General features: G+C 61.1%; 18 protein-coding genes. 9 read left to right on the top strand and 9 right to left on the bottom strand.

Annotated features, from left to right (window positions below; genetic code table 11):
- Positions 1-26: 26 nt before the first annotated feature.
- Positions 27-1,493, bottom strand: a complete 1,467-nt coding sequence (locus FEV16_RS05320; protein ID WP_138166606.1) for a glycerol-3-phosphate dehydrogenase — start codon at positions 1,491-1,493, stop codon at positions 27-29.
- 33 nt (positions 1,494-1,526) lie between these two features.
- Entirely contained in the window at positions 1,527-2,837 is a 1,311-nt protein-coding gene (locus tag FEV16_RS05325; RefSeq protein WP_246657186.1) for a DEAD/DEAH box helicase, read from the bottom strand.
- 519 nt (positions 2,838-3,356) lie between these two features.
- Here FEV16_RS05325 and FEV16_RS05330 point away from each other — a divergent pair.
- Positions 3,357-4,070 carry an MgtC/SapB family protein gene (locus FEV16_RS05330; protein ID WP_138166608.1) on the top strand — a complete coding sequence of 238 codons (714 nt, stop codon included), beginning with the start codon at positions 3,357-3,359 and terminating at the stop codon, positions 4,068-4,070.
- A 223-nt stretch (positions 4,071-4,293) separates the two neighbouring features.
- Here the strand turns inward: FEV16_RS05330 and FEV16_RS05335 are convergent, their stop codons facing one another.
- Positions 4,294-4,659 (bottom strand): hypothetical protein, encoded by a 366-nt coding sequence (locus FEV16_RS05335; protein WP_138166609.1) that lies wholly within the window; start codon positions 4,657-4,659, stop codon positions 4,294-4,296.
- Between the two features lie 1,321 nt (positions 4,660-5,980).
- On the opposite strand from FEV16_RS05335, the gene FEV16_RS05340 reads away from it, so the two are divergent.
- From FEV16_RS05340 to FEV16_RS05355, 4 genes are all read left to right on the top strand, one after another.
- On the top strand, positions 5,981-7,237 hold the full coding sequence (locus tag FEV16_RS05340) for a TolC family protein (protein WP_171015138.1): 1,257 nt from the start codon (positions 5,981-5,983) through the stop codon (positions 7,235-7,237).
- Positions 7,234-8,628, top strand: a complete 1,395-nt coding sequence (locus tag FEV16_RS05345; protein WP_138166611.1) for a copper oxidase — start codon at positions 7,234-7,236, stop codon at positions 8,626-8,628. The genes FEV16_RS05340 and FEV16_RS05345 overlap by 4 nt, the downstream gene beginning before the upstream one ends.
- A gap of 77 nt (positions 8,629-8,705) precedes the next feature.
- The gene (locus FEV16_RS05350) at positions 8,706-9,593 is read left to right on the top strand and encodes a DUF1259 domain-containing protein (protein WP_138166612.1); all 888 of its coding nucleotides are present in this window, start codon (positions 8,706-8,708) and stop codon (positions 9,591-9,593) included.
- A 230-nt stretch (positions 9,594-9,823) separates the two neighbouring features.
- The gene (locus FEV16_RS05355; RefSeq protein ID WP_138166613.1) at positions 9,824-10,897 is read left to right on the top strand and encodes a DGQHR domain-containing protein; all 1,074 of its coding nucleotides are present in this window, start codon (positions 9,824-9,826) and stop codon (positions 10,895-10,897) included.
- On the opposite strand, the gene FEV16_RS05360 is transcribed toward FEV16_RS05355, so the two are convergent.
- On the bottom strand, positions 10,856-11,977 hold the full coding sequence (locus tag FEV16_RS05360) for a glycosyltransferase family 2 protein (protein ID WP_348639970.1): 1,122 nt from the start codon (positions 11,975-11,977) through the stop codon (positions 10,856-10,858). The two genes, FEV16_RS05355 and FEV16_RS05360, sit on opposite strands and share 42 nt — an antisense overlap.
- Before the next feature lie 49 nt (positions 11,978-12,026).
- Between FEV16_RS05360 and FEV16_RS05365 the strand changes: the two genes are divergently transcribed.
- Positions 12,027-12,566: a hypothetical protein gene (locus tag FEV16_RS05365; protein ID WP_138166614.1), complete on the top strand. Its 540-nt coding sequence runs from the start codon at positions 12,027-12,029 to the stop codon at positions 12,564-12,566.
- Between the two features lie 494 nt (positions 12,567-13,060).
- On the opposite strand, the gene FEV16_RS05370 is transcribed toward FEV16_RS05365, so the two are convergent.
- Positions 13,061-14,071 carry an IS1595 family transposase gene (locus tag FEV16_RS05370; protein ID WP_246657188.1) on the bottom strand — a complete coding sequence of 337 codons (1,011 nt, stop codon included), beginning with the start codon at positions 14,069-14,071 and terminating at the stop codon, positions 13,061-13,063.
- A 71-nt stretch (positions 14,072-14,142) separates the two neighbouring features.
- On the opposite strand from FEV16_RS05370, the gene FEV16_RS05375 reads away from it, so the two are divergent.
- Positions 14,143-14,388, top strand: coding sequence for a DUF6471 domain-containing protein (locus FEV16_RS05375; protein WP_138166616.1), 246 nt, complete (start codon positions 14,143-14,145; stop codon positions 14,386-14,388).
- A 26-nt stretch (positions 14,389-14,414) separates the two neighbouring features.
- On the opposite strand, the gene FEV16_RS05380 is transcribed toward FEV16_RS05375, so the two are convergent.
- Entirely contained in the window at positions 14,415-15,251 is an 837-nt protein-coding gene (locus FEV16_RS05380; RefSeq protein ID WP_138166617.1) for a hypothetical protein, read from the bottom strand.
- Positions 15,252-15,283: 32 nt separating this feature from the next.
- Positions 15,284-16,270 carry a hypothetical protein gene (locus FEV16_RS05385; RefSeq protein ID WP_210234861.1) on the bottom strand — a complete coding sequence of 329 codons (987 nt, stop codon included), beginning with the start codon at positions 16,268-16,270 and terminating at the stop codon, positions 15,284-15,286.
- A gap of 18 nt (positions 16,271-16,288) precedes the next feature.
- Here FEV16_RS05385 and FEV16_RS05390 point away from each other — a divergent pair, with 18 nt between their 5' ends.
- The gene (locus tag FEV16_RS05390; RefSeq protein ID WP_138166618.1) at positions 16,289-17,200 is read left to right on the top strand and encodes a transporter substrate-binding domain-containing protein; all 912 of its coding nucleotides are present in this window, start codon (positions 16,289-16,291) and stop codon (positions 17,198-17,200) included.
- On the opposite strand, the gene FEV16_RS05395 is transcribed toward FEV16_RS05390, so the two are convergent.
- Entirely contained in the window at positions 17,197-17,610 is a 414-nt protein-coding gene (locus tag FEV16_RS05395; protein WP_348639968.1) for an Hpt domain-containing protein, read from the bottom strand. The two genes, FEV16_RS05390 and FEV16_RS05395, sit on opposite strands and share 4 nt — an antisense overlap.
- A gap of 256 nt (positions 17,611-17,866) precedes the next feature.
- Here FEV16_RS05395 and FEV16_RS05400 point away from each other — a divergent pair, with 256 nt between their 5' ends.
- Positions 17,867-23,110, top strand: coding sequence for an apolipoprotein acyltransferase (locus FEV16_RS05400; RefSeq protein WP_138166620.1), 5,244 nt, complete (start codon positions 17,867-17,869; stop codon positions 23,108-23,110).
- A gap of 11 nt (positions 23,111-23,121) precedes the next feature.
- Here the strand turns inward: FEV16_RS05400 and FEV16_RS05405 are convergent, their stop codons facing one another.
- Positions 23,122-24,675: an FAD-dependent oxidoreductase gene (locus FEV16_RS05405; RefSeq protein ID WP_138166621.1), complete on the bottom strand. Its 1,554-nt coding sequence runs from the start codon at positions 24,673-24,675 to the stop codon at positions 23,122-23,124.
- Between the last annotated feature and the right edge of the window lie 211 nt (positions 24,676-24,886).

The following is a 24,886-nucleotide window of genomic DNA, read 5'->3' on the forward strand; positions in this document are numbered from 1 at the left end:
CGCAAGGGTCCAACAACGTCAAACTGTTAGGCGCCCAAGAACTCTCGCAGCGCCTGCTGCTGCGGCGCGCTCATATGCAGCCCGAGCTTTGACCGCCGCCACAGAATGTCTTCCGCCGTGCGCGCCCATTCCTTTTCGCGCAGATAAGCGATCTCCGCCTCTGTCAGGCCGTAACCAAAGTCGCGACCGAGATCACCGAACGTCCGCGCATTCTTCAAAATCTCGAACAGGCGCGTCCCGTAAGCGCGCGCGAGGCGCAGCGCCAGTTCATCGCCAAGAAACGGCTTGTCGCGTTTGAGATCATCGAGAAAGCGATCGAAACCCTGCGGCATGTCGCCGCCAGGAAAAACTGCGCCAGCCGTCCAGGCTTCTCCCCGCGCGGGAAGAAATGCGGCGAGCTGGTCAAGCGCATGTTCGGCGAGCCGGCGCGCCGTCGTGATCTTGCCGCCGAAGATGGAGAGCGACGGCGCTCCATTTTCGGGCGTATCGAGATCGAAAGCATAGTCGCGCGTTACCACCGACGCTTTAAGCGAACCGTCATCGTAGAGCGGCCGAAGCCCCGCGAAACTCGATACGATGTCGGCGCAAGTCGCTGGTTTCCGCAAAAAATGATTCAGCGAATTGAGAAGATAGTCCATCTCGGCGTCGCTGATCGCCACGGCGCCGGGCGGACCCTCATAAGAGACGTCGGTCGTGCCGACGAGCGTAAAGTCGTGTTCGTAGGGAATCGCGAAGACAATGCGGCCATCCGGATTTTGAAGGATGTAGGCTTGCGGACCTTCGAAGAGCTTGCGCAGAACGAGATGCGAGCCCTTCACCAGCCGCACATGTTTGCGCGAATGGATGCGCAGCGCATCTTCGAGCACCTGCGACACCCAGGGACCAGCGGCATTGACGAGAACCCGCGCCTCGATTGCCTCTCCGCCTTCGAGCGTTGCGCGCCAACGGTCGCCCTGCCGCTCGGCACGAATAAGCTTTGCGCCGACGTTGATCGTCGCGCCGCGCTCGGCCGCGTCGCGCGCGTTCAAAACGACGAGGCGTGAATCGTCCACCCAGCAATCGGCGTAAGTGAAGCCGACGCGATAAATGTCGCGAAGCGGCGCGCCGAGCGCGTCGCCGGCAAGCGTCACCATATGCGAGCCTTCGAGACGCTTGCGCCGTGCAAGGTGGTCGTAAAGAAAAAGCCCCAGTCTCAGCAGCCAGACTGGCCGCAGCCCCTTCTCATAAGGCAGCACAAATTTTAACGGCCAGATGATGTGCGGCGCGGCGGCGAGCAGTAGTTCGCGCTCGGCGAGCGCTTCATGCACGAGCCGAAATTCATAAAGCTCAAGATAGCGCAACCCGCCATGGATGAGCTTCGTCGAGGCTGACGACGTGCCTTGCGCGAGGTCGCCCTGCTCGACAAGCCTGACGGACAGGCCGCGGCCGGCGGCGTCGCGGGCGATGGCGCAGCCGTTGATCCCGCCGCCGACGATGAGAAGATCGTAGATCATGGCGTCTCGATTCGAAGCGCCATGACTATAGACCTAAGCCTGCGGGCGGCCCGCCTGCTTATGACGGGCGCCGCCGTTTGCGCGCCGTCTCTGGCCGTTTGGGGCGCCGGGCCGCTTGGCCGTGGGACGCTGTCCATCGCGACGCGGATGCTGCGCGCCGTTGCGATGCGGAGCCGGCGCGCGGCGTATCGGTTCGCCCTCGTCGTGCCGCGCATCGGGGCTGCGCCGGTCGGTGCATTCAAGCGTCTGGCGCGTCAGCTTTTCGATGGCGCGCAGCAGCGGGCGCTCGCCATTATCGCAGAGCGAAATCGCCTTGCCGGCCGCGCCGGCGCGCGCGGTGCGGCCGATGCGATGCACATAGGCTTCGGCGACTTCCGGCAATTCGTAATTGACGACATGGCTAACGCCGTCGACGTCGATGCCGCGCGCGGCGATGTCGGTCGCGACAAGCACGCGCGTGCGGCCCTTGCGGAACGCGTCCAGCGCGCGCAGACGCTGACTCTGGCTCTTATTGCCGTGAATAGCGTCGGCGCCGACGCCAGCGCTTTCAAGGTGCTGCGCGACGCGATCGGCGCCGCGCTTGGTGCGCGTAAACACGATCGCGCGCGAGATTTCTCGGTCGCCCAGCAATTCCAACAGCAAGTCCCGCTTGGCGTTGCTCGCAACGAGATAAACGTGCTGCGCGACGCGCTCGGCGGTGGTCGCCGCCGGCGTCACTGACACTTTCACTGGGTCATGCAGCATATCGTCGGCGAGCGCAGCGATTTCCCGAGGCATGGTCGCCGAAAACAGCAGCGTCTGGCGGCGCTTCGGCAGTTTCGCGACGATCTGGCGGATCGGAACGATGAATCCGAGATCGAGCATATGATCGGCTTCGTCGAGCACGAGCGCCTCGGTCGCCGCAAGTTTCAGCCTGCCGCTGCCGATATGGTCGAGAAGCCGGCCGGGCGTCGCCACAAGCACGTCGAGGCCGCGCGCCAGCATGTCGATTTGCGGACGATGCGACACGCCGCCGACGATGACGCCGACGCTTGGACGAAAGAACTGTCCATAGGCGCGGAAACTGTCGGCGATCTGAGTCGCGAGTTCACGCGTCGGCGCGAGAATGAGCGCGCGCGTCGTATTGGGCGCAGCGCGGCGCCGATCGGCGAGCAGCCGGTGCAAGATCGGCAAAGCGAAAGCCGCCGTCTTGCCGGTGCCCGTCTGGGCAACGCCGAGAAGGTCGCGCCCTTGCAAGAGAGCGGGAATGGCCTGCGCCTGAACCGGCGTAGGCGTGTGGTAGTTTTCGCGCGAAAGCGCGCGCAGCAGGATCTCGTTCAAGCCGAGATCGGAGAATGTCGTCACTTCAGTTGTTGCTTTCAGTTGTTGATTCGAGCCGCAACGACCGGCGCGTGAATGCGCCGGACCAGGGCTAAAGAGAGCGGCCCCGCGTAATGGCCGTCGGCGTAAGGAAAGGGGGCGCTCGACAGCTCGTCGACGAAACGTCGACCATACGCGGCTGGAGCGCCTCATGCTGCGGCGCAGCACCCGCTTGATACAGGAGCGCTGCGTGGCGGTCAATGCGGAGCAACAATGCGGGCAGGAGAGTCGGGTGAAGGAGAAGCGTTCTCGCCCTCATCCTGAGGAGGCGGCGCAGCCGCTGTCTCGAAGGACGACGGCGAGTTCCGGGCGGCGCTAGAAGTTTTCCTTGTCCTTCGAGACGCCCGCGCCGACCTCGGGTAAACCCAAGACCGGCGCCGGCTCCTCAGGATGAGGAAACCTTCACCCGATCATCCTGGAAGAACGCAGAATTTCGTCGGCCGCGACAACTCTTGTCCGCTCCCCTATAAACCGGCAAAGCGAAACGCCGATGGATTAAGCGCTATGAACGCCATTGCAAATTTCGACGGCGCGGAAATCCTCAACACATTCGTATCGCTGAGCGTGGCCATCGTTCTGGGCACCGCCATCGGCGCCGAGCGGCAATATCGCCAACGCACCGCCGGGTTGCGCACCAACGCCCTCGTCGCGCTCGGCGCCTCCGCTTTCGTCGATCTTGGCATGCGGCTGATGGGCAATCAGGGCGCGACGCAGGTGCTGGCCTATGTGGCGTCCGGCGTCGGCTTTCTTGGCGCCGGCGTCATCATCAAGGAAGGCATGAATATCCGCGGCCTGAACACCGCGGCGACAATCTGGTGTTCGGCGGTGATGGGCGCTTTCGCCGGCGCCGACCGCCCGGCGGAAGCCGTATTGCTCACGGCCTTCGTTCTCGCCGGCAATACGTTCCTGCGGCCGCTCGTTCACTGGATCGAACGTGCGCCGATCGATGAGAGCGCGACGGAGGCGGTCTATGAGGTTCGCGTCGCCGCGAGCGAAACAAGGCGGGACGCCATTCGCGACCAGATCATCGAGCTGTTAGAGGTCGCCTCTTATCCGATCCAGGACATCGCTGAACATGAACGCGAAGACGACGTCGAGATCGTCGCTACGCTTGCGACGTCCAGCGTGACGAGCCAACAGCTCGACGCCGTGGTCGACTCGCTTGCCACGCTCGACGGCGTCTCGCATGCGACCTGGTCTTCCCGCACAAGCGATTGAAGACGCGCGGTGAGTAAGCAGCCCGCCGAGTCGCGGTTCACGATTTAAATTTCTGCTTATGACGCAGAACAGACCTATGATGTGGACAGTGTTGCTGCTTACGCGTTTTAGTGCGCTGTGTGGCGCAGTCACACAAGGGTGACGATCGCACGCGTCGCGCCTCATACTGTAACGAAACACTGCGGCCGACTGCTTATCTCGGCCGCAGCTTCTTTGCTACGCTCTATTCAACAATCCCCCGTGCGCGGCCGCACGACACTTTGCAGGAACAACCAGTCCCGAGCCATCCGGGCTCGTTGAGCAAGCAGGTCTTCACGGGGGTCGCGCAATAATATCCCTCAGTCGCGACAGGCGCTGGATAGGCTGCGCCGTAATAGCCGTATCCCGATGGATAGGCAGAGCCGTAATAGCCATAGCTATACGGGTAGCTTGCCGCCGCGCCGAGCGCCATGCCGTCGTAGCCCCAGCCACGTTGTCCCCAATCGCCGCCACAGCGGCCCCACGCGGAAGCTGGGGTCGAAATTGACAGCATAATGATCGCCATCATGGCGGCGAGCGCCGCAGTCATTATCTTGCGTGAGTTCGTCATTGGCAGAACTCCCTCGGGCCCGGCTCAGCCGGGCCCTTGTTGGACAAAACCCCGACGCCCACCCTTGTAACGCGAGCCCCGCTTCGCTTGTTCCCGCCATTGAGGGCGCGGAACGCGGCGGCGGGAGGCGAATTGGATGACGACGCTTTCGTCGACCTCATTCAAAAATTGGCGTGAAGCCCAGACCGCAAGAAATGTCCGCTTTTGGCGCGAAGCAGCCATTGAAGCGACGGCCGCTGTCGACCCAGAATGGACTTTGCATTCAATCGCTTGCTGTGGATATACCGGGTTGGTGTGGCTAAGGCTTCATCGGTCACTTTTCTAACATAATCCAAAATTTACAATGTCTCTCCCAAGGAAGGTTCGCCGACAGGAACGCCTGGACCGCCATGCCGAGCCGATGCAACCGCCGTTTGCGTTGCCTCTTCACGATCGGGCTTGCTTGCCTGTACCTGTTCGTGGCGGCAGGCGTTTCGATCAATGGAGCGCACGCCCGCGTGCAAAGCGCCTGTCACGGTCATGGCGACGGCGTCGCGGGATTAACGAGCCTTCCCGACCCCGCGACGCCCGGACCCTCCAACAGCGCCGCAGCGAAAAGCCATGATGGCGGCGCTGCGGGCCACTTTGATTTTGGCTGCCAATTTTGTTCTGCGATCGTGAACCACACGCATATGATCGCGCCGCGCTTATTTATCGTCGGCATCCTTTTCCAAGACCGTAACTCCAGCTTGTTCGGTCAGTCACGAGCGCGTCCCCCGCGACCTCCACAAGCTCTTATCGCGTTGTAGGAGTTCGCCATCGCCCGACGAATGTTCGGCGTGGTGGGTAATGCCGCCTCGCGATGAGGGTTGATCATGTTTTTGGCTTTGTCTACGCGCGCCGCCATTTTCCGGCGGTTGCGAGCGGCGCGACTAGCGCCATGGATTGCGCTCGCGTTTTTGGGCGCTTGCGCGCCACAACCTACTCTTAACGCCGGGCCTGACCCGGTCGATCCGGCTGCGCCGGCGCCAAGCATGAAGGCGCGCTCATTCGTCGAGTCCTATGTTTCTCGACGACCGGTCGAACCTTCGACGCTCTGGTTCGACGCAGGGCGCATGCCGCTGCGGGGCGCGGGGCAAGGGCGATGACGCAGATTCGATTGCCGACCCGTGCCGCTGTGGCGGCAGCTGGGGCGAGCATGTTGCTCTCGTCCTGCGCAATGTTTTCATCTGACGGCGGCGTGAATGTCGCCGCGCAAGCAGCTCATCAGGAGTTTGGGAAAAATGCTGTTGCGCTGCGAAGCGATGAGGACTCTGATTGGGCCAGATCTCGCACGGAACAGTTGCTCAAGCGCCCCTTGACGATCGACGCCGCTGTTGAGATCGCGCTCCTCAATAATCGAGGTCTGCAGGCGGCCTTCAATCGCCTTGGCGTCGCCGAAGCGATCATGGCGCGGGAGAAATTGCCGCCCAATCCGACTTTTGCTTTCTCGCGCATCGCTGGCCCTTTAGGTTCGGAAGTTGAAGGCGCGATTGTCGGGAATATTTTGGCGCTCGCGACCTTGCCCGCGCGCGCAGAAATCGCTGAGGACTGGTTTCGCGCGGCGCAATTTGAGGCTGCAGCAGAAACATTGCGACTCGGCTATGAGGCGCGGCGGGCTTACGTCCGCGCGGTCGGCGCGAGAGAGATTGCCGGCTCCATTGGCGAGGTAAACCAATCGACCCAAGCCGTCGCCGCACTCGCACGGCGGCTTGGCGAGACTGGCGCGGCGAGCCGCCTCGATCAAGCCAGAGATCAACTTTCCTCGGCGGAAGTGGCGACGCGGCTAGCGAGCGCACGGTTGCAGGCCAGCAACGAACGCGAACGCCTGACGCGCGTTCTAGGACTCTGGGGAACCCAACGTGATTTCGTTTTGCCAAATGCGCTTTCGCCGCCGCCGTCACGGCCGCGTAGCCTGCCGCATTTGGAACAGGAGGCCGTTGGCCGCCGTATTGAGCTAAGAACCGCACATGTGGAATTGAGCGCTCTTGCAAAGACGCTCGGCCTCGTCGAGGCGACTCGTTTCATCAACCTCTTCGAGCTGTCCGGCGGACAGAAAGTCACCACTGAAAGTCTGCCTAATCCGGAAAGCGGGGTAACGGAAAATACGCGCTTTCGCTTCTCCGGCGGGGCGGCGGCGATCGAGGTGCCGATCTTCGATTTCGGTGAGACGAAGGTCAGGCAAGCCCAGCAAGGCTGGCTCGCAGCCGTCAACAGATTAACAAAGAAAGCCGTAGACGTGCGATCACAGGCGCGTCAGGCGTATCGAAACTACCGCTACGCTCACGAGATCGCGCAATTTAGAAAACGGGAAACTCTGGCGCTCCAGGCAATCATCTCCGAAGAGATGCTACGCCGCTACAATGGTATGTTAGTTGACGCCTTTCCCCTGCTGGAGAATGCGCGCAGACGCGTATTGTTGCAGGCGGCCGCGATCGAAGCAAAGCGCGACTATTGGCTCGCCGAGACGGATCTGCGTGCAGCGATTTCCGGACCCGCCGAGGCGATCGGCGGAATGACCGGAGATGGCGCTTCTGAATCGGGAGTCGAACGCCCATGATCACGCATCATCGATTGCGGCAGACGCTCATATCGAGACGCAATTTTCTAACGTCGTCGTTCGCCGCCGCAAGCGTCAGTCTCATCAGCGGACGCGTGCAGGCGGCGATGGTTCCTGAAGCGGTTCGCATGACGACCGCGACGACCCAACCTCCGCAGCCTCCGACCAGCGGACCGCACTATCGACCGGTCGTCACGCTCAACGGATGGTCCCTGCCCTTTCGCACAAATGGCGACTGGAAGGAGTTTCACCTTGTCGCCGAGCCGGTGGAGCGCGAAATAGCGCCCGGAATGAAGGCGCGCCTCTGGGGCTATAACGGTCAATCGCCCGGACCAACGATTGAAGCGGTCGAAGGCGACAAGGTTCGCATCTTCGTCACGAACAACTTGCCGGAACACACCTCGGTGCACTGGCATGGCGTCTTGCTGCCTGTGGGCATGGATGGCGTGGGCGGCGTCACCCAGCCCCATATCCCACCGGGCCGCACATTTGTCTACGAGTTCCAGCTCAAGGAAAGCGGAACCTTTATGTATCATCCGCATTCTGACGAAATGGTTCAGATGGCGATGGGCATGATGGGAATGTTCATCTCACATCCTCGCGACCCGCATGAACGCCATGCCGACCGCGACTATGCATTTATCATGAGCGCCTATCGCTTCGATCCGGGGACCTATCTGCCCAAGATAGCGGAGATGACCGACTTTAATATCTGGGCTTGGAACAGCAGAGTATTTCCTGGCATCGATCCGATGGTGGCGGGCATCGGCGATAGGGTCCGCATTCGTATGGCCAATCTGACGATGACCAATCATCCGATTCATATGCACGGCCATCATTTCTCGGTGACGGGCACTGACGCAGGCTGGATTCCAGAGATGGCGCGCTGGCCGGAGTCGACAGTTGACGTCGCGGTCGGCGTCACTCGGACGATCGAATTTGACGCCGCTTATCCCGGCGATTGGCCGATCCACTGCCACAAGTCGCATCATACGATGAACCCAATGGGTCACGACGTGCGGAATTTCATCGGCACGAAGACCGATCCGCGTTTGGCGGAAGCCATCCGCAAATTGGCGCCGGGCTATATGCCGATGGGCGCATCCGGCATGGCGGACATGAGCGCGATGAAAATGCCGCTTCCCCCTAATACGCTGCCGATGATGACGGGCGAAGGCGCTTTCGGCCCCGCCGAGATGGGCGGCATGTTCAGCCTCGTCAAAATCCGCGAACAACTCGCGGAAAATGATTATCGCGACCCGGGCCCCTACGCTAATCCGCCCGGCACGGTTGCGCATGATATTGAGGCGGGACCGGCCGAGAGCCCAGCGTCAAAGGATGCGACGCCGGTAACTCCAACCGGCGGAAGCCACGAACATCATCACCATTGACAGGCGACGGTGGCGACTGCGCAGCAGGATTGGATTGTTTCTAGCGGAGCCTATCTAGGCAATCGAAGGGGAAAGCCATGAAACTGCCGCTAGCCGCTTTGACGACAATCGGCCTGCTATTGCCCGCGTCCATGGCTATGGCTGAAACCGACTGGTCGCAAGTTGACGCCGCAATCGGCAAGAAGGCCGCCGTCATTGGGAGCGTACACAAATACGGTCTCCCGCGCAGCGATCTTCACGTCACCCTTGACGGGGTCGCAATCAAGCCGGGGCTTGCGCTCGGCGGCTGGATTGCCTTCGAGCCGACAGGGCAAATGGCCATGATGATGGGCGACCTGGTCCTGACGGAAACCGAGATAAACCCTGTCATGCGGTCGTTGCTCGCCAACGGCGTGGAGGTGACCGGCGTTCATAACCATCTGATGCGTGCAAGCCCGGCGACTTTTTACATGCATATCGGCGGGCACGGCGAGCCTGCGAAGCTCGCAGCCCTCGTTCGGCAAGCGCTCGCGCAGACAGCAACGCCTTTTGAGCCGGCCGCGGCTCCGGCTGGCGAGTCTCCCAAGCTTGGCTTTGACGCGGCGGAGGTTGAAAAAGTCCTTGGCTTTCAGGGGAAAAACAACGGCGGCGTGCTTCAGTTTAGCATCCCCAAGGCTGAGCAAATCAGAGAAGCAGGAAGAGTGGTCGCTCCCGCAATGGGCGCCGCCGTCGTGATCAATTTCCAACCGACCAGTGACGGCAAGGCCGCCATCAGCGGGGATTTCGTCGCGACGGCGAAGGAGGTGGAGCCGCTGCTGAAGGCCCTTCAAAACAATGGTATCGAGGTCATGGCGCTCCATAACCACATGCTCAACGACGAGCCGCGGCTCTTTTTTGTGCACTTCTGGGCGAATGATGACGCTGTGAAATTGGCGCGTGGGTTACGCGCGGGACTGGATACGGTCCATGTGGCCGCCAAAAGCTGACATCCTTATCTTCGTCGCGCTCCATCAACCGCAGACACGGCGCGCCACTTTCACAAGACCAATTAACGTCCGCTCGTGGCGCTTTGCGGAAATCAAATCCACGCCCCCCCGCTCTCGTCCCATCTTGCCCCTATCTCTTTTCCCTTCTAGGGTTTCCGCTGGTGCCGGTCGATTCGTCGAGTCAGCTGCCGCGAATGCTGTGGAAGTTCGCGCTTGCGAGGGATCAGAAAATGGATCGGGCTACGCTCACCGACGTGTCTGAATCCGCTCGATTGCGAGGCAATGGGGCGCAGGATCGCAGTTCATTAGCCTCCGGCGCCGACAAGAAGTCGATAAGCGCTGCTGCGCAACTCGTTTCACAAGGCGCACATCGTTTTTACGCGCTCGTGCTGCCGAGCAGCCTCCTCGCAGAAACATGTACGGTCGAGCCGCGGGTCGAAAATCCGACGGAGGGCTTCCAGCGCCTCCTCGACCATAGGCGCGCCAAATCCATCGCCCGCTACATCGACGCAGGATTCGGGACGGTTCCCGGCGCCGTGGTGCTGTCGGCGCAATCGCGCGCGCATATGCATTATGATCGGGAAGCCGGAACGCTGACATTTCGGCGGGATCCGCGCGCGTTTCTAATTATCGATGGCCAGCATCGCGTCTTTGGCTTCAAGCTCGCGAAACACGCCGTCGACGTGCCGGTGGTGATCTACAACAAGCTGAAACGCTCCGAAGAATGCCGGCTGTTCATGGACATCAACACCAAGCAGCGGCCGGTGCCAACCGAATTGTTGCTGGACATCCGCCGCCTTTCGGAGGTGGAAACGAAAGCCGACGCGCTGCTGCATGACGTTTTCGACCTTTTTAATACGCGTGACGACAGCGCTCTCAAGGGCCTGCTGAGCCCTGCGGAACGGCGCAAGGGCATGATTTCGCGCGTCACCTTCAACGCCGCGCTGCGCTCCATCAAGGGCGCTTTCGTCGACGCGCAGGCGGAGGAAGTCTATGCGGTGATGAACGCCTATTTACGCGCATGCCGGCATGGTCTCGGTCTGCACAACGCCGATGAGCAGATCGCGCATCCTGCCCTCTTCAAGTCGCTGGCGCTGCTCTTCACCAATGTCGCCGAGCGCGTGGCTGACCGCCACGGTGGTAAATATACGGTAGCGAATTTCGAGGACGTGCTCATTCCCTTCTTCAAACGTTTGAAAAAATCGGATCTGCCGCGCGCGGGCATGAGCCATGTCGCGCTGCATGAGCATTACAGCAAGGCGCTAAGCGCGGGATTCCTGATTAAACAATGGCTGTTCAATTGAGCAGAAGGGATTGATTGGGCGCTCTACATCGATAACGCCGCGCGCAGTAAGCCCATGCTCGGTCTTTTCCCAGTGGAAGGGACGCCGCCACAGTTCAAAAAGAGCGCGCCATGCGGCGACGCTTAGCATGATTTGCCATAGCGGCAGATAGATGAGCGATCGGCGAAACCGCGCGAGACTGTGACGCCGCATGCCGACGGCAAGCGGAAAAAAGAGCGAGATGGCTCCGGCCAAAGCCAGAAAGCACCACAGCGTGCTCAAGGCGATCTCAAGCAACCCAACTGGAGCAAGGAGAGCGCCAAAAATCGCGTCATAGGTCAGACGCGCCGCCAGGAGAGGGCCGAGCAAAGGACCAAACAGCCCCCCGGCAAACATGGCTAGAACCGCAAGGGCGCGACGCGAACCAAGATCTACGAAAAGCTGCACCGGTCGGCGGCAATGCACGATGAAGGTCTGCATCCAGCCTTTGAACCAGCGCGTGCGCTGTCTTACTAGAGCGCCAAACGTAGCTGGCGCCTCCTCGAAGGTTTGTGAGGCAAATGTCCGGACCTCGAAGCCCCCGCGGGCGAGTCGCAGGCCAAGGTCGGCGTCCTCTGTGACGTTGAATGCGTCCCAGAAGCCAATCTCACGCAAGACCTCCATCCGGAAATGGTTTGAAGTGCCGCCAAGGAACAGCGGCATCCCCATTGATGCGAGCCCTCTGTTGTAGACGTCAAAAAGCGCGGCATATTCGAAGGCGAACATCGCCGTCATCCAGTTGAAGTCGCCGTTGTCGATCACGAGGCTCGCCTGCAGACAGGCGACGCTCTCGGGAAGCTGGGCGAAGAGAGTCGCTGCGCGCCGCAATTGACGCGGCTCCGGCAAATCCTCGGCGTCAAACACAGCCACAAGCGACCCCCGCGCGAGCGGCATGGCGACGTTCAGCGCACGCGGCTTGGTGCGTGGAGCGCCCTCGGGCGCAATGATGATCTCATGCGGCGCGCGGGGCGAATGCGCGCGCAACGCCGCAGCCGTCGCTTCGTCGTCGGCTTCCATCACGAATTTTATGTCGAGCTTTGCTCTGGGATAGTCCGGTATTATGGCGCAAACGCCACAAGCGCTCTGACGGCGCGGCGCCTATCTTCGGCGCATGGCCGAGATTCGAACCGTCACTACGCTTCGCAGGAAGCGCGACGAAATCATCACCGTCATCAAGCTCTATGAGCGCCAGCTGGAACAGGCTCGCGCCGATCTGGCGCACGTCTCGGCGGCGATGCGGATATTCGAGTCAGACGCGGACGTTAAACCCTATGTCGATATTCACCGCATCTTTAAGCGCGCTGAGAAGATCGAACTGTGCCGGGAAGCGCTCGTCAGCGGACCGATGACGACGAAGGAACTGGCGCTATTCTTGATGCACAAAAAGGGCCTCGATACAGGCGATAAGGTTCTCGCGAAGGCCGTCGCGAACAATCTCATTCATTCGCTGCGGATGCAGGCGCTACGCGGGCGCGTCGTGATGGACGGGAAGCGGAAGGGCGTTTGCGTGTGGAGGCTGGCGGAAGAGGCGCGACAGGACGCCGCGCCTCCTGAGTTGCCTCTTACGCTGCGTTACGACGGCGCAAAGCCTCTTCATAACTTCCGGGGTGAAGCTTGCCAGTCTTTACCTCGGAAATGCGTCCCTGATTGACGTCATAGTCGAGCATGATGCGCGAATAAAACTCGCCATTCATGATTCGGATATGAATCTGAACAGCCTCTTCGAAGGTGAGCTTGTGGCACGGTTTGCGAGTGAGCGTCATATAAAGAGCCCTTACATGGGCTCTGGAAGACTTGACATGCCCTCTCGCGTGCAAGACAATGCACGTGTCATTCGAGACAGCCGCAAGTCTTTCCAGAGCCGTTGCGGTTTAGACGGGAGCCGAGGTCTGCAAACCTCGGCTTTCCGCGTTTTAAAGGCCGATTTGACCTTGTATCGCAAATATCCATGAGCTGAGCGGCGGAGTCAATAGGGGCCCGCGTAGCGCCCCAATGATCGTCGTTCATAAAATTAGCTAGGGTAGGTGCTCCAGGCTATTCTGGCTATCCATAAGCCTCTCTGTCGCCCCTGGTGTCCCCCTGATGCATCTCTGAATTATCGTGGGCTTCTGATACCCACTTTGTTCGTATTTGTTCCCTGACTGTTCAAATTTCTTGGTGCCGCTGCCAATACCCAGTGAAATCGGGGCTGGCCTTTTTCTTGGTCATTAGAGCGGCTAGGCGCTCCACCTGTTCGCCGTTGCTCATCCGGCGGTGATCCTCGCGCCATGACGCTTCCTGCGCATAGCGGAGCAAATAAGCGCCCGCGACGTGATGATGATGGCCGATCTCGGCGCGGCGTAGGCGCGAGAAATATGACTCCGCATCATTCGTGCACGCGTCATCGAAGCTGTAAGCCTCTTCGTGATTGATGCGGCGCATTTCGAAGTTCTTATGCAGCGCGTCCCAAGAGGACGCTTCGTCGGCGTGAACGATCGAGCCCTTCGCGATCCGCGCGCGAATGAAATCGAGCGCATGGCCTTCCGACCGGAAGACCGCCGGGACTGAACGGCCGTCGCGGGCGCGAACGATGATGACGCATTGGCGCTTGCCAGACTTATTGCCGGTAAGGCGACGATCGCGCCGGTTCTCGCGCATGTTCGCGGGCTTGACGTAACCGCCGAAGTAACCGCCATCAATTTCGACTTCCTCGCCTGCGCCGCCAACGATGCGGCCCTTCATCTCTTCGGCCATCGCTTCGCGCAGCTTGTGCAACAGGACGAAAGCAGCCTTGTAGGACGTTCCTAGATCACGAGACAAAGCGAGAGCGCTCTTACCCTTCACCTCATTGGCGAAGATGGCGATAGCGGCGAGATAGACGCGCAGCGGCAGCTTGTGAGACGCAAAGAGCGTCCCCGAAGTCGCGCTGAAATCCTTCGCACAGGCGCGGCAACGGAAGCGCGGCGCGCCATTCGGGCGCCGGCAGTCATACGCGTCCACGCCGCCGCAATGCGGGCAGACGGGCTTGCCGTCAGTTTCGAGCCAGCGCACGCGGCAGAACATCGTCTCGGCTTCCGCATCGGACATGCGGAAAATGCTGGCGAGCGAAAGCGTCTTTGCGGCGCGGGAGAGAAGGAAATGTTGCGACATGTCACCACATCCGATGATATTATGCATCGGATATAGCGGTAGACGTAATTAAAAGCAAGGATTAATATCATCACATATGATGATATTTTGAGGCTCACATGGCTGCGAAGGCGGACCCTGCTACACAAGCATATGAAACGAAGGCGAAAAACCTCTTGAAAGGGGAATTGAAGCGGCGCGGCGTGACGTATGCGCAGCTTGCCGAAAAGCTCGCGGCTATCGGAGTGAAAGAGACAGACCGGAATCTAAACAATAAGATCAGCCGTGGCGGGTTTACCGCAGCCTTTCTGATTCAATGTTTAGAGGTCATCGGGTGCAAAACGCTGCATTTAGATGCGGATTAATTATCGCGTTTTCCATTTTCCTCTGTTCATCCGCAGGTTCTAAACCAGGCCAAGAGTCCCTCTCCGTAGTGGAGAACGCCGTAGGACCACAGGATCATAAAACCGCCGATGACACGTGGGATTGGCCAATTTCCGGGCAGCCCGAGCGGTCCAATCAACCTGCAATCATTGCCGAACAGCAGCCGCCCGAGCCCGATCATCCCCAACACGCCAATAGATATTCCGACGAAGGCAGCGAAGATCGAGCGATAGCGCGCCAAAGTGCAAACGCTAGCGAGCGGCAGGCCGATTATGCGGAGTTCGGACTCTGGGTTGGCGCCATCGCCGCTTTGGCTACCGCGTGGGCCGCTTTGGCTGCGGGCGCCGCTGCCAAATCTGCCGCCAAGTCCAATGAAATCGCTAGTGAAACCGCTAAACGCGAATTGCGGGCTTATCTCAATGTTGAGAAATCGGAAGTCAGAGATCTCAATGGGGACACTCATTACTTCATTCAATTCAAGAATTTTGGACCTACTCCGGCTTACCGCGTCACCGGATGGGTAGTTCTCGAAATGCAGCCAATAGATTTTAGCAAAGTCGCTGAATTGAGCTTTTTTGGCGACATTCCACCCGGCGGCCAGTTCCACTCCAACTTGTTCGGCCCGAGACCACTCACTAGATCCGAGATCAACAGGATTATAGCCTGCGATCTCGAAATATTTCTCTACGGCCAACTCAATTATACTGACGCCTTCGGCCAAAAGCGCACGACAAAGTTCCGTCGGGTGATCGGCGGGAAACGCTGGGTAGCCAGATACGGCCAAATGAACATTTGCCAAGAAGGAAATGAAAGTGATTAGCGCCAGCCGCGCTACGCCCGACACGGGCGCGCTCCTAGATCACGGATTCCCTCGCGCTAGGCTTGTGGCGTTTGCGCCATAATACCGGGATAGTCGAGTCGATCGATCGCTCGAACGAGCTGGCGCGCAACGACGGCCTCCTGATAAAGCGCGACGACGACCGTGTAGATCGGCAGACCCACATCGCTTTCGAGCGCTTCGGCGTCTTCGCCTGGCTGAAAACTCGCCGCGAAAGCGAAAAGCCTGAGAAACACGCCACAGCAGAATGCGCTCGTAAGGAGCAAGGCGGATGCAATGCGCAGAAAGAAGAAGGGAGCGTAAAGGCTGGCCGACAGTCCGATTACCAAAGCGAGCAGCAGCCCCACATGCGTGCGCCGCAGATTGCCGCGTGCGCACAAGTCTCTGTCAACACGTTCGATAAGGAATGCCGCATTGGAGGCCGCGCCAGCCGGATCGGCGCGGCGAACCGCCTCGAAAAAGCGCGTGCGGGTTGTGATTGCGAATTGCGGCCGGCCTTTCGCGGCTCGGCATGCGCTCATCAATCGAAAGACGCCGCTGCCGCTCGGCGCGAACAGCCAACGAACGCCGCTCGAAGGATCGCGAATGCGCGCGCAGCCGCGTGCGGCGGTCGACGCACCTGATGCGCAGACGTCGACAGGGCGGTCGATGAAGTCGACGTTAAGATGCCTCGCAAGGCTCCGATAGAATACATCCTCCGAGACGAGCCCTTCGGCGAGCAACGCTTCGTCGGCGCAAACGCCTTGTCGGCGCGCGGTCGCAGCAGCGAATTCAAGAGTCAGCTCCGGCGCCCCGTGATCCAAGAGAAAAGCGATTTCGATTGGAATCGATCGCGGCGATGTCGCCTGAGACGGCGAGATACGGCGAACCGTCGAGGATACAACGAAGGCGCGGCGCCTGAAGACTTGCGGATGATCGTCCTTGATCTGCGAAGCAGAGGAAGCGACACTATCGATCGGGACATAACTCGTGCAATAAATCCGGCGCGCGCAAGCAGCCTGCGAGCGACTATCGGCTTCAAGCATAGGCTAGGCAATAACTTTATGCGCTGTACCAAAAAATCGCGCCGATTCGCTTTCGTCGCTTCGCTCCGCGCGGCGCTCGCCGCACTGCTCCTCGCGTCATGTTTCCCGGCCGCGGCCGCTGAGGGCGCGCCGCCCGCGCCGGCCGTCCCAGCGCCGACGCCGCCTGCTACGACCGCGCCATCATTTTGGGACCCTAACCACACCCCAGAAAAGCCTGACCTCTCGGGCTTGCGCCAAATCCGCTTCCTGACGGAGGACGACTATCCGCCGTTCAATTTCCTGCTTGCGGATGGGCAGGTTGCAGGCTTCAACGTCGATCTCGCCCGAGCGATCTGCCTCGAACTCGATATCGCCTGCACGATCCAGCGGCGGCAGTGGGATCTGCTCATCCCCGCGCTCAACGACAATAGCGGAGACGCCATCATCGCTTCGCTGGCGATCAACGATGACACGCGCAAACAGGTCGATTTTTCTGGGCCGTATATGCTGACGCCCGGCCGGTTTGTCATGCAGAGCGACACGACCCTAAAGTCCGCCTCGCCAACCGCGCTTGCCGACCGTCCGATCGCCGTGGTCGCCGGCTCACGGCACGAGGCTTTTCTGAAGGCCTTTTATCCGCGCTCGACGCTGGTTGCGCTCGAAACGCCCGCGCTGGCGCGCAACGCGCTCAAGAATGGCCGCGTTCAGGCGCTTTTCGGCGACGCAATCTCGCTCTCTTACTGGCTGAATGGCGCGGAGGCGGCAGGCTGTTGCGTCTTTCGGGACGGACCTTTTACGGATCAAAAATATTTTGGCGAAGGCGTCGGCATCGCCGTGAAAAAGGGCAATGCGCCCCTGCGCCACGCGCTCGACTATGCGCTGTTCCGGCTCGCTCAACGTGGGGTCTTCGCCGAGCTTTATCTAAAATATTTCCCGGTTGGGCCCTTTTAAGCCGCTCCGCCCAACAGGACGGCGATAGCTTCGCGCGCCCTTGCTATGGCGGCGCCGAGGGTCCCAGCCTTTTCGACCGCCTTAGGATCTGCGCCGCGCAATGCCCGCTCATAGGCCTCAGCCGCTTGGCCAACCTCAAAGGCGCCAATCGCCCGGGCTGAACCCTTTATGGTGTGAGCGAGTCCAATACGCCAATCGGCGTCGCCGGGCGCAGAGTCCGCGCGCAAGCGATCCACGAAATGCCCCGCCTGAGCGTCGAAAAGCGCCAGCAGCTCTCGCTCGAGGTCATGGTCGCCAAACGTCTGGCGCGAGAGATGAACGAGGTCGATCGGCGATTCCGCCTCCGTTTGAGGAAATGGTTGTGGTTGAGCTTCGCAGTCTAGAAACGTCGATTCCGCCAGTTTGGCCATCCCCATTCCCGTTCCCCTTTGATATCTATCGCAAAGTCAGACGCTTTTGGAGCCCGCCGAACGGGTGTGGCCTCAAAATTGACGCTTCTTTCCTGAAGGGCCCGTTAACGAAGTTTCCGGATACGTCCCAAGCCCGTGTTTCAATTGCTCGGCATGGGCTGTAAAGTTTGGTTAATCTTTATTCACCGGCAGTCGTTTAGCGGCGGGCCGCGAAATCGGCCGACGGGATGCGTTCTGCGCCGACTGGAGAGGGCGAATGGCGACATCGGGAAAGATCCAGGACGCGGCGACTGCTGCTGTGACCGCGCTCGAGGAAGCGCTGGACATCAGCGCCATGTCCGAAGCCGCCGGCGTCCTGGACGAGGCGAACGAACGGTCCGGGTCGGGAGCGGAAGCGCATGGGTTAGACGCGCGGAGGTCGACGACGGCTTACGACGAGCAGCAAAACCGCGCTCGGCCGCCACAAGGGACGATCGCCCCAGCCTTGGCGCCGGCGAACGACGATCGCCGGACGGTCGGCGAATTGCGGCAGGCGCTGCAGATCAAGCCCAACCGCTCGATCATGGCGCTCACCTTCGCCTTTATGGCCCTATGGGCGGGCTGCTGGGCCGTCTATGTCTACTTCCATCAGGCCGAAATCCTCGACGCCAGCGGCTCGATGCTGGCGCCGAAGCCGGCTCTGACGCTTGCGGCGCTGGTCGCTCCCCTCTTCTTTCTATTCCTCACCGGGTTGATGGCGCGTCGCGCCCACGAGATGCGGCTCATCGCCAATTGCATGACGGAGGTGGCCATTCGGCTCATTGAGCCGGAAACGGTCGCCACCGAACAGGTTGTATCGCTTTCTCAGGCGATCCGACGCGAAGCGGCCTCCATGGGCGACGGCATCGAGCGGGCGCTGGCGCGAGCTGGCGAACTCGAAGTGATCGTGCGCACTGAAGTCACCAACCTGGAACGCTCCTACACCGAAAACGAACGGCGCATTCGGCTGCTCATCGACGAACTGACGCGTGAACGCGAAGCCATCGTCGTCAACGCCGACAACGCGCGCAATGCGCTCTTTGGCGCACGCGAGACGCTTTCCCAAGAGCTTGCCACGACCTCAGTCCATCTCGCCGAAGCGGTGAGCCAGGCCGGAGCGCGCGTCTCTTCCTCGCTCGGCTCCAAAGGCGAAGAAATCCGCCTGGCCCTCGAACAGGCGGGCGACGCTTTCGAGTCAACTTTGGCGAGTCATGGCGGAAGGGTGCTCTTCGCCCTGAACCAAACCGGCGACGAAGTCGCGCAGAAAGTGATCGGCGCGAGCGAGGACGTGAGCCGGCGCTTCGCCGAAGGCGTCGAAGAAGTCAGCCGCAGGCTCGAAGGTTCGAGCCAAGCGATCGCCAGCGACTTCAGTTCGCGCGGGGCCGATGTGCTCGAGCGCTTTGAAGAGATCGGCGCAAATTTTTCCGAAGCGATGGGCGGCCAGGGAGAGTGTATCGTCGCAAAGCTTGCCGAGACTGGAGACGCCGTCCGCGAGACGATCGAAACGCAGGGCGGAGCTTTCGAGCGGTCGCTTGCCGAAACTGAAGAGCGCTTGACGGCGCGCGTCGCCGAACACGTCGAAAACGCCCGAACGACCTTCGAAATTGCCGAAACCCGAATTGTCGGCCTGCTCGAAGACACGCAACACAAGGCTCAAAATGACTTTGAGCTGCAAGGACAAGCGCTTCATGACGCAATTTCGCGCAGCTTGAACCAGAGCTCCGCGGCGCTCGTCGAGCAGGTGGACGCGTTGCAGGCGCGCTTTGTCGCCATCGCGGGCGAAGCCGTGTCGGCGATCGGCCATCATGGCGACAGGGTGAATGAAGCGCTCGCCGACAACTTCCAGGCGTTCGAACAAACGGTGCTCGGCCGCGGAGAGGAAGTGGCGGAGCGGATCGGCGAACGCGGGGTACAAATTGAGGCCAGTCTTGCTGACCGGCTCGCAGCCTTCGAGGACGCCGTCGTCCGCAACAGCGCGGAAGCGGCGATGCGCGTCGCTGAACACGGCGATCGCGTGAGCGCCGTGATTTCAGGCGGACTCGCCGCCTTTGAAGATGCCGTCGTCCGCAACGGCGATGAGATCGCCGAGCGCGTCGGCGAACGCGGAGAACGCGCCGCATCGAACCTCGCCGCGCAACTCGCCGCTTTCGGAGACGCGGTCACGCTTCACGGCGAGGAAATCGCCCTGCGCGTCAGTGAGCATAGCGAACGTGCGACGGCGGCCCTTTCTGAAGGCCTCTCGACCTTCGAAGACATTGTCGCCCGCCAGGGCGAGGAATTGGCCGCGCGCGTCGCCGCCCGCGGCGAGCGCGCAGCCGCCGAACTTGGCGACAAGCTGACAGCTTTCGAGGAGAGCGTCGCGACGAACAGCGCGAAGGTCAATCAATCCATCACGCAGAGTCTCGAAGCAATCGAGAGCGTGCTTGTGCTTCAAGGCGGCGAGATCGCGCAGCGCGTGGCCGCCCATGCGGATCGCGCCGAAATCAGCCTTGCCGAAAAGCTCGGCGCCTTCGAGGACGCCGTCAGGCGCCATAGCGAAAGCGTGACGTCGGTCGTCGGCGAACATGCGACGCGCGTTGACCAATTGCTCGACGAGAGGCTGAATGCGCTCGAAACCGCTGGAATGCTCGTCGCCAAAACGATGGAGACGACGCGCGAGCGCGCCTTGCAGGAATTCGAGACTCACGGCGTTTCGCTGCGTGACAAGCTTCAGCAAACCGTCGCCGAAGCCTCATCAGCCCTTGCCGAAAACGCCGAGACGATTCATGAGCGCTTCGCAAATACGGCGAGCGACGCCGTTCTGGCGATCGCGACCCAAGGCGAGCGGCTTCATGAACTACTGAACGACCGGTTCGGCTCTTTTGAAAACGCCGTCTTGTCCGAAAGCAAGGAAGTCGTCGCTTCGCTGGCCGATCATAGCCAGCGGATGGCGCTGACGCTCGGCGAGCAGTTGACTCACTTCGAGAATGCGCTGCTACGCGACGGCGGCGAACTTGCCGACCGGGTCGGTCAGCATGCCGAGAGATTGAGCGCGGAAGCGCAGAAGATCACGCATCAGATCGACGACAGACTGCAGTCGCTTGACGAAACGATCCGCATGCAGGGCGGTGCGCTCGTCGATAGGCTCTCGGCGCAGGTCGAGCATTACAACGCCAGGATCGGCGACAACTCTCGGCACTTCGCCGACGAAATCGACGCGAGACTGGCGGAGATCGACGGTGCGATCGAAAGCAAGGGCGGCCATCTCGTTGAGAGGCTCGGCGAGCGCGCGATCGATATTGCTTCAACCATGTCGAGCAAGATCGAAGCCCTTGAAAACGTCGCCACCGCTCGAACGAAAGAAGCGGCGGACCGCATCGACGAACTGGTCGGGCGCGTTGACGCCGGCCTTGGAGTCGGCGGACAGATGCTTCAGGAGGCGCTTTCCAAGCACGCCGCTGAAGTCGCGCGCGTGATGGACGATGGCGGGCGCCAGGTTTTGGAAACGTTCGACGCCAAGATCAAAGACGTCGACTGGTTGCTCATGTCACGTTCGAGCGAGTTCGCCCAGGCGATCTCCTCCAGGACTGAGTCCCTCAACGAAGCATTGGGCGAACAAGCCAAGGAGCTGGAGTCGACCCTCGATGGCCGCATCGAGCTTCTCGAAAACAATGTCGTCAGCCGACTCGTCGCGGTTTCTTCCGAGATCGATGAAAAGGGCCGGTTGGTCGTCGACACGATCGGCGCACGGCTGCAGGATATCAAAGACATCCTGGCGGGCGCGCGGCGGGAATTCGATACGACTCTGCACGCGCGCACCGGCGATCTGGGCCAGTCGCTTGTTGAGCGCGTGGCGGAGATCAGCGGCGCGCTGGACGAGCGTCTGACGCAAATGCAGTCAGTGCTCGAGGAACGCGGCGGCGCGGTCGCCCGCGAATTGACAAGCGTCGGCGATCTGGTGGCGAGCGCCGTTGAAAGCTGCAGTGAAACCCTTGTTTCGCGTCTTGGCGTCAAAGGCGACGAGCTGACAAACGCGCTCGACGCCTCACGCGAGGCGCTTGCGCAGACGCTGGAGACCAGCGCGCAGTCCTCGATAGCGGCGCTTCTGGCGACGAACGAGAAGATCCGCGCCGAGTTGCCTTCCTTGCTCGACGCGCTCGGACAGACAAACGGATCGCTACGTGCGATCATTGATAAGACCGGCGGAAACCTCGTCATGCTCGAAAGCGAGCTTGGAAAACGGCTCGCCGAGTTCCATGGCGCGCTGAACGAAGCTTCGACGCAAGTTGAGCACATCAGCGGGGTGGCCGGCGACGCGATGCGGGACGCCAACGCCATCGTCGAGGCGCTGGACGAAAGACAACATACGCTTGCCCAGAGCGCAGAAAAACTCGCGCAGAGTCAGCAGGCGCTCGATACCGTGATGGCTGCGCGCAGCGGCTCGCTTGAAGAACTCGTGACGCTTGTTGAAGGCCGGCGCGCCGAATTCGAAGACGCCATGACAAAGTTCGGCGAACTGATGGATCGCTCATTCCGCTCTATTGAATTGCGGTCGCGCGACCTTGGCCGAGCATTGAGCGAAACCTCCAAGCAGACCGCCGACGTCATCGAGGCGCGCTTCGCCGCCGTGCGCGCCGCTGCGGAAGGCGAACGCGAGCAAACTTCCGAAGCCCTGCGCGCCGCCTTCTCTGACGCCAATGAAGAGATCAACCGTCTGTTCAACGACGCGCGCTCGAAATTCGACGCAGCAACTGATGAGATTCGCGGCCTCGCGCGCAACATCCATCGTGAGATCGAGGAAACTCGAGAGGAAGTTCGCCGCGGCGCGACCGAACTGCCGCGCGAAACCGCAGAGCAAGCGGCGGCGCTGCGACGTGTCGTCGGCGACCAGGTGAAGGCCTTAAACGAGCTCACCGACATCGTGGCGCGGTCGGGCCGGGTTTATGACATCGCGGAACAAAACGCTCCCGCGCTTCGTCGCGCATCGTCGGATCAGACGCCGCGCGCAGAACCGGCGCCGGCGCGTCCGACACAGTCTCCGGCGATACGCATTACGGAGCCTGGTCGCGAGTCGCAAGGCGGCTGGCTGAGCAACTTGCTTGCGCGCGCCTCATTTGACGACGCGCCGCAGCCGCCGCGTACCGCGCGGTCCTTATCGAGCGCAGGCGCGCTCGATAGCCTGACGCTCGACATCGCACGGATGGTCGACAACGCCGCCGTCACGGAGTTGTGGCGCCGCTATCAGCGTGGCGAGAAGGGAGGCCTTTTCGGCCGTCGCCTATACACGGCGCAGGGCCATCAGACCGTTCAGGAAATCCAGCGCCGTTACCGCATCGATCAGGATTTTCGCGCGACCGTTGATCACTACGTCAAACACTTCGAGGATTTGCTCGTGGAGACAAGCCGCAAAGATCGCGACGGTTCGAAAGCGCTTGACCTGCTTACGGGCGACGCCGGCAAAGTTTACACCATGCTTGGTCACGCCTCTGGACATTTCGAATAGGGCTCGGGCCCCTATTCGATCTCTTCCGGCGGCGCGGCGCCGATACGCGATTCAAATGCGACTTCAGCGCGTAGATTGTCGAGGTCGCGACCGATCGTCGCGACGGCCAGCAGCTGATCGCCTTTGAAGTAAGAAACGGCGCAGTCGGCGGCGGCCGGATCGCCCGACATTTGCAATCGGTCCCACGACGCAGCATGCCCGATGTAGGAAATCGCCTGGTCGTAATGCTGGCTCCAGAAGAAGGGCGCGGCGTCGAATTTTTCTTCGCGTCCGAGAATATTGCGTGCGGCCGTCTGCCCCTGTCGCTCCGCGACGACCCAATGTTCGACGCGAATCCGCTCGCCCGTGATTTTATCTGGCCAGCTTGCGATGTCGCCTGCCCCGTAAATGTCGGGCGCGCTTGTCTGCAGATAATCGTTGACGAGCACGCCGCGATCGACGGCGAGGCCCGCCGACTGGGCGAGTGAGAGATCAGGCTTTACGCCGACGCCAATGACCACGAGATCGGTGTCCAAGGCGCCGCCGCTTTTCAAGGTGAGCGTGCGCGCGCCAATATCGGTCACTGTATCCTCGAGATGGAAGACGACGCCGTGGCTCTCGTGCAGCTTCCTGACATGCGCGCCAAGTTCGGGGCCGAGAATGCGAGCCATCGGGATCGCCTCCGGCGCAATGACATGCACGTCGAGATCGCGAACGCGCAACGACGCCGCCACTTCTAGTCCGATGAAGCTTGCGCCGATGACAGCGACGCGACGCGCTTGCGCGGAAGCAGCGATTAAATGGTCGGCGTCGGAAAACGAGCGCAGATAATGCACGTGCGGACGATCGGCTCCGGGCGTTTGCAGTTTAACGGGAAAGGCGCCTGTGGCCAAAAGCAGCGCGTCGTAAGACAATGTCGCGCCGTCAATGAGCGTCAGTCGCTTCGATGCGGGGTCGAGCGATTCGACGCGCTGTCCCAGGCGTAGTTGAACGCCCTTCTCGCGATACCAGGCCGGATCGCGCAAAGGCAGCCAATCCGGTTGCGCCGTTCCAGCGAGATAGTCCTTGGAAAGATTGGGGCGATCATACGGCCCCGCCGTATCGGCGCTGATCAACTCCAAAATTCCATCGTACCCTTCAGCCCTAAGCATCTGCGCTGCGGCGAAACCCGCCGCGCCGCCCCCGACGATGACGACGCTGCGCGGTTCGGTGGCGCCCTTGCGCTTCGCCGGCCCCGGCTCGGGAAGCCTTTCGCGGGCAAAAACCTTCCCCTCGGCCTGTTCGATCCGCCACCGCGGCAACGGATCAAACGCGGGCGCGCGCAATGCACGGCCGCTGCGAAGGCTGAAACAGGCGTGATGCCAGGGGCACCGGATTGACCCGCCGACGACGAGCCCCTCGGCAAGCGGTCCGTGATAATGCGTGCAGTGAGCCCCGGTGACGAAGAACTCGTCGCCCTGCCGCGCCATGACCGCTTCCTCGCCCGCTACGTGACCGAGCAAAGGGCGATCTTCTGGGATGACTTCGGGCGCGACGCCCTGCGAGAAGTCGGGGCCCTCTGGTTGGTCGCGCCCCTCTTCCGCCATGTCGCTCTCCCGCTTCCAACCAGCGCAATGCGCGCCAATCAATGGCCACGCTTATCTAACAAGGGCGAGGCCCGACGACGGACAAGCCTCGGCCAGGAAAGGAAACCGCCGCGATTCGGCTGACGGCGGCCGAGTTTTGTCGCATTTCGCTCATTGATAAGTTCGCAAAATCAACGGGCGCAGGACAGAAACCAATGAAAAATGTGACATT

The organism is Methylocystis sp. B8 (assembly GCF_005771425.1).
Lineage (GTDB): Bacteria > Pseudomonadota > Alphaproteobacteria > Rhizobiales > Beijerinckiaceae > Methylocystis.

Excerpts from the sequence above, each read along its gene's own strand:
- FEV16_RS05400 (WP_138166620.1), top strand. The coding sequence starts at position 17,867 with ATGGCGACATCGGGAAAGATCCAGGACGCGGCGACTGCTGCTGTGACC.
- FEV16_RS05320 (WP_138166606.1), bottom strand. The coding sequence starts at position 1,493 with ATGATCTACGATCTTCTCATCGTCGGCGGCGGGATCAACGGCTGCGCC.
- FEV16_RS05355 (WP_138166613.1), top strand. The coding sequence starts at position 9,824 with ATGGATCGGGCTACGCTCACCGACGTGTCTGAATCCGCTCGATTGCGA.
- FEV16_RS05330 (WP_138166608.1), top strand. The coding sequence starts at position 3,357 with ATGAACGCCATTGCAAATTTCGACGGCGCGGAAATCCTCAACACATTC.
- FEV16_RS05385 (WP_210234861.1), bottom strand. The coding sequence starts at position 16,270 with ATGCTTGAAGCCGATAGTCGCTCGCAGGCTGCTTGCGCGCGCCGGATT.
- FEV16_RS05395 (WP_348639968.1), bottom strand. The coding sequence starts at position 17,610 with ATGGCCAAACTGGCGGAATCGACGTTTCTAGACTGCGAAGCTCAACCA.
- FEV16_RS05390 (WP_138166618.1), top strand. The coding sequence starts at position 16,289 with ATGCGCTGTACCAAAAAATCGCGCCGATTCGCTTTCGTCGCTTCGCTC.
- FEV16_RS05405 (WP_138166621.1), bottom strand. The coding sequence starts at position 24,675 with ATGGCGGAAGAGGGGCGCGACCAACCAGAGGGCCCCGACTTCTCGCAG.
- FEV16_RS05335 (WP_138166609.1), bottom strand. The coding sequence starts at position 4,659 with ATGACGAACTCACGCAAGATAATGACTGCGGCGCTCGCCGCCATGATG.
- FEV16_RS05375 (WP_138166616.1), top strand. The coding sequence starts at position 14,143 with ATGGCTGCGAAGGCGGACCCTGCTACACAAGCATATGAAACGAAGGCG.
- FEV16_RS05350 (WP_138166612.1), top strand. The coding sequence starts at position 8,706 with ATGAAACTGCCGCTAGCCGCTTTGACGACAATCGGCCTGCTATTGCCC.
- FEV16_RS05370 (WP_246657188.1), bottom strand. The coding sequence starts at position 14,071 with ATGCATAATATCATCGGATGTGGTGACATGTCGCAACATTTCCTTCTC.
- FEV16_RS05345 (WP_138166611.1), top strand. The coding sequence starts at position 7,234 with ATGATCACGCATCATCGATTGCGGCAGACGCTCATATCGAGACGCAAT.
- FEV16_RS05365 (WP_138166614.1), top strand. The coding sequence starts at position 12,027 with ATGGCCGAGATTCGAACCGTCACTACGCTTCGCAGGAAGCGCGACGAA.